At 74.2% G+C, this 4,864-nt stretch carries 4 protein-coding genes and 2 pseudogenes; 4 read left to right on the forward strand and 2 right to left on the reverse strand.

What is annotated here, in order from left to right:
- Positions 1–7 precede the first annotated feature (7 nt).
- Positions 8–1,306, forward strand: coding sequence for an MFS transporter (locus QL983_RS10390; protein ID WP_290152891.1), 1,299 nt, complete (start codon positions 8–10; stop codon positions 1,304–1,306).
- Positions 1,307–1,328: 22 nt separating this feature from the next.
- On the opposite strand, the gene QL983_RS10395 is transcribed toward QL983_RS10390, so the two are convergent.
- The gene (locus tag QL983_RS10395) at positions 1,329–1,802 is read right to left on the reverse strand and encodes an Lrp/AsnC family transcriptional regulator (RefSeq protein ID WP_036316705.1); all 474 of its coding nucleotides are present in this window, start codon (positions 1,800–1,802) and stop codon (positions 1,329–1,331) included.
- 189 nt (positions 1,803–1,991) lie between these two features.
- On the opposite strand from QL983_RS10395, the gene QL983_RS10400 reads away from it, so the two are divergent.
- The 3 genes and pseudogenes from QL983_RS10400 to QL983_RS10410 form a co-directional block, all read left to right on the forward strand.
- Positions 1,992–3,194, forward strand: coding sequence for a thiamine pyrophosphate-dependent enzyme (locus QL983_RS10400; RefSeq protein ID WP_290152886.1), 1,203 nt, complete (start codon positions 1,992–1,994; stop codon positions 3,192–3,194).
- 2 nt (positions 3,195–3,196) lie between these two features.
- A complete protein-coding gene (locus tag QL983_RS10405) occupies positions 3,197–4,246 on the forward strand; it encodes a transketolase C-terminal domain-containing protein (RefSeq protein WP_049159054.1) in 1,050 nt (349 codons plus the stop codon).
- Positions 4,243–4,758 (forward strand): annotated as a pseudogene (locus QL983_RS10410) (biotin/lipoyl-containing protein); the annotation flags it as partial. The gene QL983_RS10405 and the pseudogene QL983_RS10410, both read left to right, overlap by 4 nt.
- A gap of 45 nt (positions 4,759–4,803) precedes the next feature.
- On the opposite strand, the pseudogene QL983_RS11465 reads toward QL983_RS10410, so the two are convergent.
- Positions 4,804–4,863, reverse strand: a pseudogene (locus QL983_RS11465) (E3 binding domain-containing protein); the annotation flags it as partial.
- Position 4,864: the final 1 nt, after the last annotated feature.

Genomic DNA, 4,864 nt, shown 5'->3' on the forward strand with positions numbered 1-4,864 from the left:
CGCGGGCATGCGTCCCCGCTCCGCCTCCGCCGCCCGCACCCGGGAGGCGCTGCGCGGCGCCGTGCAGATCTACGCCCCCTCCACCGTCTACGCCGTCGGCCTGGGCGCCATGACGCCCGCGCTCGCGGTGGCGGCGCTGGCCCTCGGCCTGGACGCGGCGCGGGCGGCCGCCGTCGTGCTGTTGGTGGGGCTCGGCTCGCTCGTGGCCAACGGGCCGGCCTCGGCGCTCGCGGCCCGGGCGGGGGAGCGGGTCACCATGGTCGTCTCCGCCGTGCTCGGCACGGCGGGCGCGGGCCTGGCCTGGGCGACGACGGCCGGGGTGTCCTCCGGGCCGTCGGCGGCGGGGGTGGCCGAGCCGGGGCGGCTGACGCTGTTCCTGGCCGCGGTGCTCGCCGTGGGCATGGCCGGGGCCGGGTTCAACCTGGCCCGGCAGGCGTACCTGGCGGTGGCGGTGCCGGCCACGCACCGGGCCCGCGCGATGTCCACGCTCGGCGGGACCGTGCGGATCGGGACGTTCCTGGGCCCGTTCCTGGGTGCCGCCGCGCAGGCCCCGCTCGGGCTGGACGGCGCGTTCGCCGCGGCCGCCGCGGCCATGGCCGTCGGCGCCCTGCTGTGCCTGCGGATCCGGGATCTGCCGGTGCCGGCGTCCGGTCCGGCGGCGGGGGAGCAGCCCGGCCCGGCCGGACGACCTCGCCTGCTGGACGTGGCGCGCGCCCGGCGCGGGGCGCTGCTCACGGCCGGCTTCGGTGTCGTGGCCGTCTCCGCCGCCCGCGCGGCGCGCAACGCCGTCATCCCGCTGTGGGCCACGCACCTGGGCCTGGACGCGGCGACGGCGTCGCTCGTCTTCGGCCTGGCCGGCGCGGCGGACCTGCTGCTCTTCTACCCCTCGGGCCGGCTCATGGACCGCTTCGGCCGGCGCGCCGTGGCGGTGCCGTGCCTGACCCTGCTGGGGGCGGGGTTCCTGGCGATCAGCCTCACCCGGGAGCCGACGGCGTTCGCGGCGGCGGCGGTGCTGCTGGGCATCGGCAACGGCTTCGGCGCGGGGATCGTGATGACCCTCGGGGCGGACCACTCGCCGCCGAACGCGCGCGCCCAGTTCCTCGGTCTGTGGCGCTCGATGTCCGACGCGGGGATGCTCGCCGGGCCGCTGCTGCTCTCCGGGGCGACCGCCGCGGCCGGGCTGGCCGTCGGCGTCGGCTCCCTCGCGGTCGTCTGCGGGGTCGGAGCGGTCGTGTTCGCCGCGGTGCTGCCGCGCGGGCCGGGGGCCGTGGCCGACCCGCCGCCCGTTCTCGTGCGCCCCCGCTGACCGGGGGCACCGGATCGTCGGCTCAGTCGGCGGTCTCGTCCGGGGGGATGGTCTGCCCGGAGGCCTGGTCGTCGAAGACCATGTAGGTCTGCGTGTCGACGACGCTCGGCAGGGTCTGCAGTTCGTCGAAGATCACGCGGCGCAGGTCGGCGGTGTCCCGCGCGCGGACCAGCAGGATCACGTCCATGTTCCCGCCCACGAGGGAGACGTGGGAGACCTCGGGGATGGCCAGGAGCGTGGCGCGCAGCTCGCGCCAGTCGTGCTGACGCAGCTTCATGGTCACGTGGGCGGAGGCCCCGAAGCCGACCTTGACGGGGTCGACCCGCACGGTGAAGCCTGTGATCACGCCCGCGTCCTGCAGGCGGTTCAGGCGTGAGTAGCAGTGCGCGCGGGAGATGTGCACGCGCTCGGCCAGGGCCGCGACGGACATCCGCCCGTCCTGCGTCAGTTCGCGGACGATCGCGCGGTCCACGCGGTCCAGCGGCTCGGCGGCCATGGCTCCTCCTGGGGCGGGGCGGACGGGGTCGGCCACGCGGCGGCGGACCGTCTCCGTGGCACGAGTCACAATAGCAGTTCGTCCGATGGAGTGCCTGATTTGCACCGGATCGTCTCGTGATCCCGGGCGGGCGCGCGACACATTGACCCTCTTGGGCACACTGAAGGCCACAGATCGAGAGGACCCGCCATGAGTGACCCCACCCCCGCCGTGCCCGGGGCCGCCCGGACCGACGAGGCCGAGACCCGCCCGAACGCCGGCGCCGCCTTCGGCATCTCCCTCGAGGAGTACCTGCTCCCCGCCGCCCGCCGCATCCAGCTGATCGGCGAGGACGGCACTCTGCTGGCCCCGGAGGAGCAGGGCACCGAGCCCGGCCACGAGTATCCGCTGCCCTCCGACGAGGAGCTGCTGGCCGCCTATCGCCACCTCGTCATCGGCCGCCGCGTCAACGACCAGGCCTACGCTCTGGTGCGCCAGGGCCGCATGGCCGTCTATCCGTCCTCGCACGGCCAGGAGGCCTCCGAGGTGGCCGCCGCCGTCTGCCTGGGCGAGGACGACTGGCTGTTCCCGACCTACCGCGACACCGTGGCCGTGATCGCCCGCGGCGTCCCGCCGCTCGAGGTGATGGTGGCCTACCAGGGCACCTGGCATCAGGGCTACGACCCCCGGAAGCACCACGTCTCCATCCAGTCCACGCCCCTGACCACCCAGATGCTGCACGCCGTCGGGATGGCCAAGGCCGCCCGCCTGCGCGGCGAGGAGGTCGTGTGCCTGGCCATGGTCGGCGACGGCGGCACCTCCGAGGGCGACTTCCACGAGGCGCTGAACTTCGCGGCCGTGTTCAAGCTGCCGGTGATCTTCTTCGTGCAGAACAACAAGTTCGCCATCTCCGTGCCGTTCGCCAAGCAGTCGGCCGCCCCGTCCCTGGCCCACAAGGCCGTGGGCTACGGCCTGGCCGGCGAGCGCGTGGACGGCAACGACCTCGGCGCCCTGCTGGCCGTGCTGGGCCGCGCCGTGGAGCTGTGCCGGCAGGGACAGGGCCCCTTCCTCGTGGAGGCGGACACCTACCGCATGCAGGCGCACACCAACACGGACGACCCCTCGCGCTACCGCGACGAGGCCGAGGTGAAGGAGTGGGAGGCGCGCGACCCGCTGCGCCGGATGACCGCCTATCTCGAGTCCACGGGCGCCCTCACCGAGGAGGTCTCGGCCCAGATCGCCCGCGACGCCGAGGACGTCGCGCAGCAGCTGCGTGACGCCATGAACGCCGAGACGGAGCTCGATCCGCTCGAGCTGTTCGACCACGTCTACTCCGTGCAGACCCCGCAGCTCGCCGCCCAGCGCGCGCAGCTGGCCGAGGAGCTGTCCCGTTCCGAGAACCAGGAGGCCTGAGCATGGCGACCCTGACCTTCGCCGCCGCGCTCAACGCGGCGCTGGCCGACGAGATGGCCGCCGACGACATGGTGGTGGTGTTCGGCGAGGACGTCGGCACCCTCGGCGGCGTCTTCCGCATCACGGACGGGCTGACCGCGCGCTTCGGCGAGGAGCGCTGCTTCGACACCCCGCTGGCCGAGTCCGGCATCGCGGGCATGGCCGTGGGCATGGCCCTCGGCGGCGCCCGCCCCGTGATCGAGATGCAGTTCGACGCGTTCGCGTACCCGGCCTTCGAGCAGATCGCCTCGCACGTGGCCAAGATGCGCAACCGCACCAAGGGCGCCACGCCCATGCCGATCACCATCCGCATCCCCTACGGCGGCGGCATCGGCGGCGTGGAGCACCACTGCGACTCCTCCGAGTCCTACTACGCGCACACCCCGGGCCTGAAGGTGTACACCCCGGCCTCGGTGAAGGACGCGTACATGATGCTGCGCTCGGCCATCCGCCTGGACGATCCGGTGGTCTTCATGGAGCCCAAGAAGATGTACTGGACCAAGGCCGAGCTCGACCTCGACCAGCTGCGCGCCGAGTTCGAGGAGGGCTGGGCCCGCGTCGAGGACAAGAAGGAGCACGGCGAGGCCTGGGCGCGCGCCGCCGTCGTCCGCGAGGGCACGGACGTCACCCTCGTCTCCTACGGCCCCTCCGTGCCCACCTGCCTCGCCGCCGCCCACGCGGCCGCGGAGGAGGGGCTCTCGGTGGAGGTCGTGGACCTGCGCACCGTGAACCCGCTGGACGAGGACACGATGACCGCCTCGGTCGCCAAGACCGGCCGCGCCGTCGTCGTCGCCGAGCCGCAGGGCTTCGCGTCCGTGGCCTCCGAGCTGGTGGCCCGGATCCAGCAGCGCTGCTTCCACTCGCTGGCGGCGCCCGTGGGTCGCGTGACCGGCTTCGACATCCCGTTCCCCGCGCCGAAGCTCGAGGAGCACCACCTGCCGAACATCGACCGCATCCTGGACGCGATCGACGACCTGAACTGGGACCTGGACGCCGAGGAGGCCCGCGCATGAGCAACACCTTCCTGCTGCCCGACCTGGGCGAAGGCCTGACCGAGGCCGACATCGTCCGCTGGCTCGTCGCCGAGGGCGACACCGTCGCCGTGGACCAGCCCATGGTCGAGGTCGAGACCGCCAAGGCCCTCGTCGAGGTGCCGAGCCCGTACGCCGGCACCGTGCTGACCCTGCACGGCGCCGAGGGCGAGACCATGGACGTCGGCAGCCCGCTGATCACCATCGGCGCGGCCGGCGAGTCCGGTGAGGGCTCCGCACCCGTCGCCGGCACCGAGTCCCTGGCCGTCCCGCCGTCCACCGGTGCGGCCGCGGCCGAGGCCGCCCACCCCGGCGCGCTGAGCTACCGCGAGGAGGAGATGGCCGGCGTCCAGCCGAAGCCGGACAAGGCCCGCGGCGGCGACGGCGACGTCGCCGGCTCCGACGACGAGGCCTCCGGCGCCGTGCTCATCGGCTACGGCACCTCCGGCCACAAGGCCACCTCCCGCAGCCGCCCGTCCAAGCGCGGCCGCGGTGAGCACGTCGGCGCGGGTGATCAGGCCGTGAGGGCCCGTGCCGGTCAGCGCGGCCACGTCCACGCCCTTCTCGCGGGCGAGCTTGCGGACGATCGGGGAGGTCACG

This window comes from Micrococcus sp. APC 4021 (assembly GCF_030407635.1).
Lineage (GTDB): Bacteria > Actinomycetota > Actinomycetes > Actinomycetales > Micrococcaceae > Micrococcus > Micrococcus luteus.

Bases quoted from the DNA above. Each gene is read 5' to 3' on its own strand.
- QL983_RS10395 (WP_036316705.1), bottom strand. From the start codon at position 1,802: ATGGCCGCCGAGCCGCTGGACCGCGTGGACCGCGCGATCGTCCGCGAA.
- QL983_RS10390 (WP_290152891.1), top strand. From the start codon at position 8: ATGCGTCCCCGCTCCGCCTCCGCCGCCCGCACCCGGGAGGCGCTGCGC.
- QL983_RS10400 (WP_290152886.1), top strand. From the start codon at position 1,992: ATGAGTGACCCCACCCCCGCCGTGCCCGGGGCCGCCCGGACCGACGAG.
- QL983_RS10405 (WP_049159054.1), top strand. From the start codon at position 3,197: ATGGCGACCCTGACCTTCGCCGCCGCGCTCAACGCGGCGCTGGCCGAC.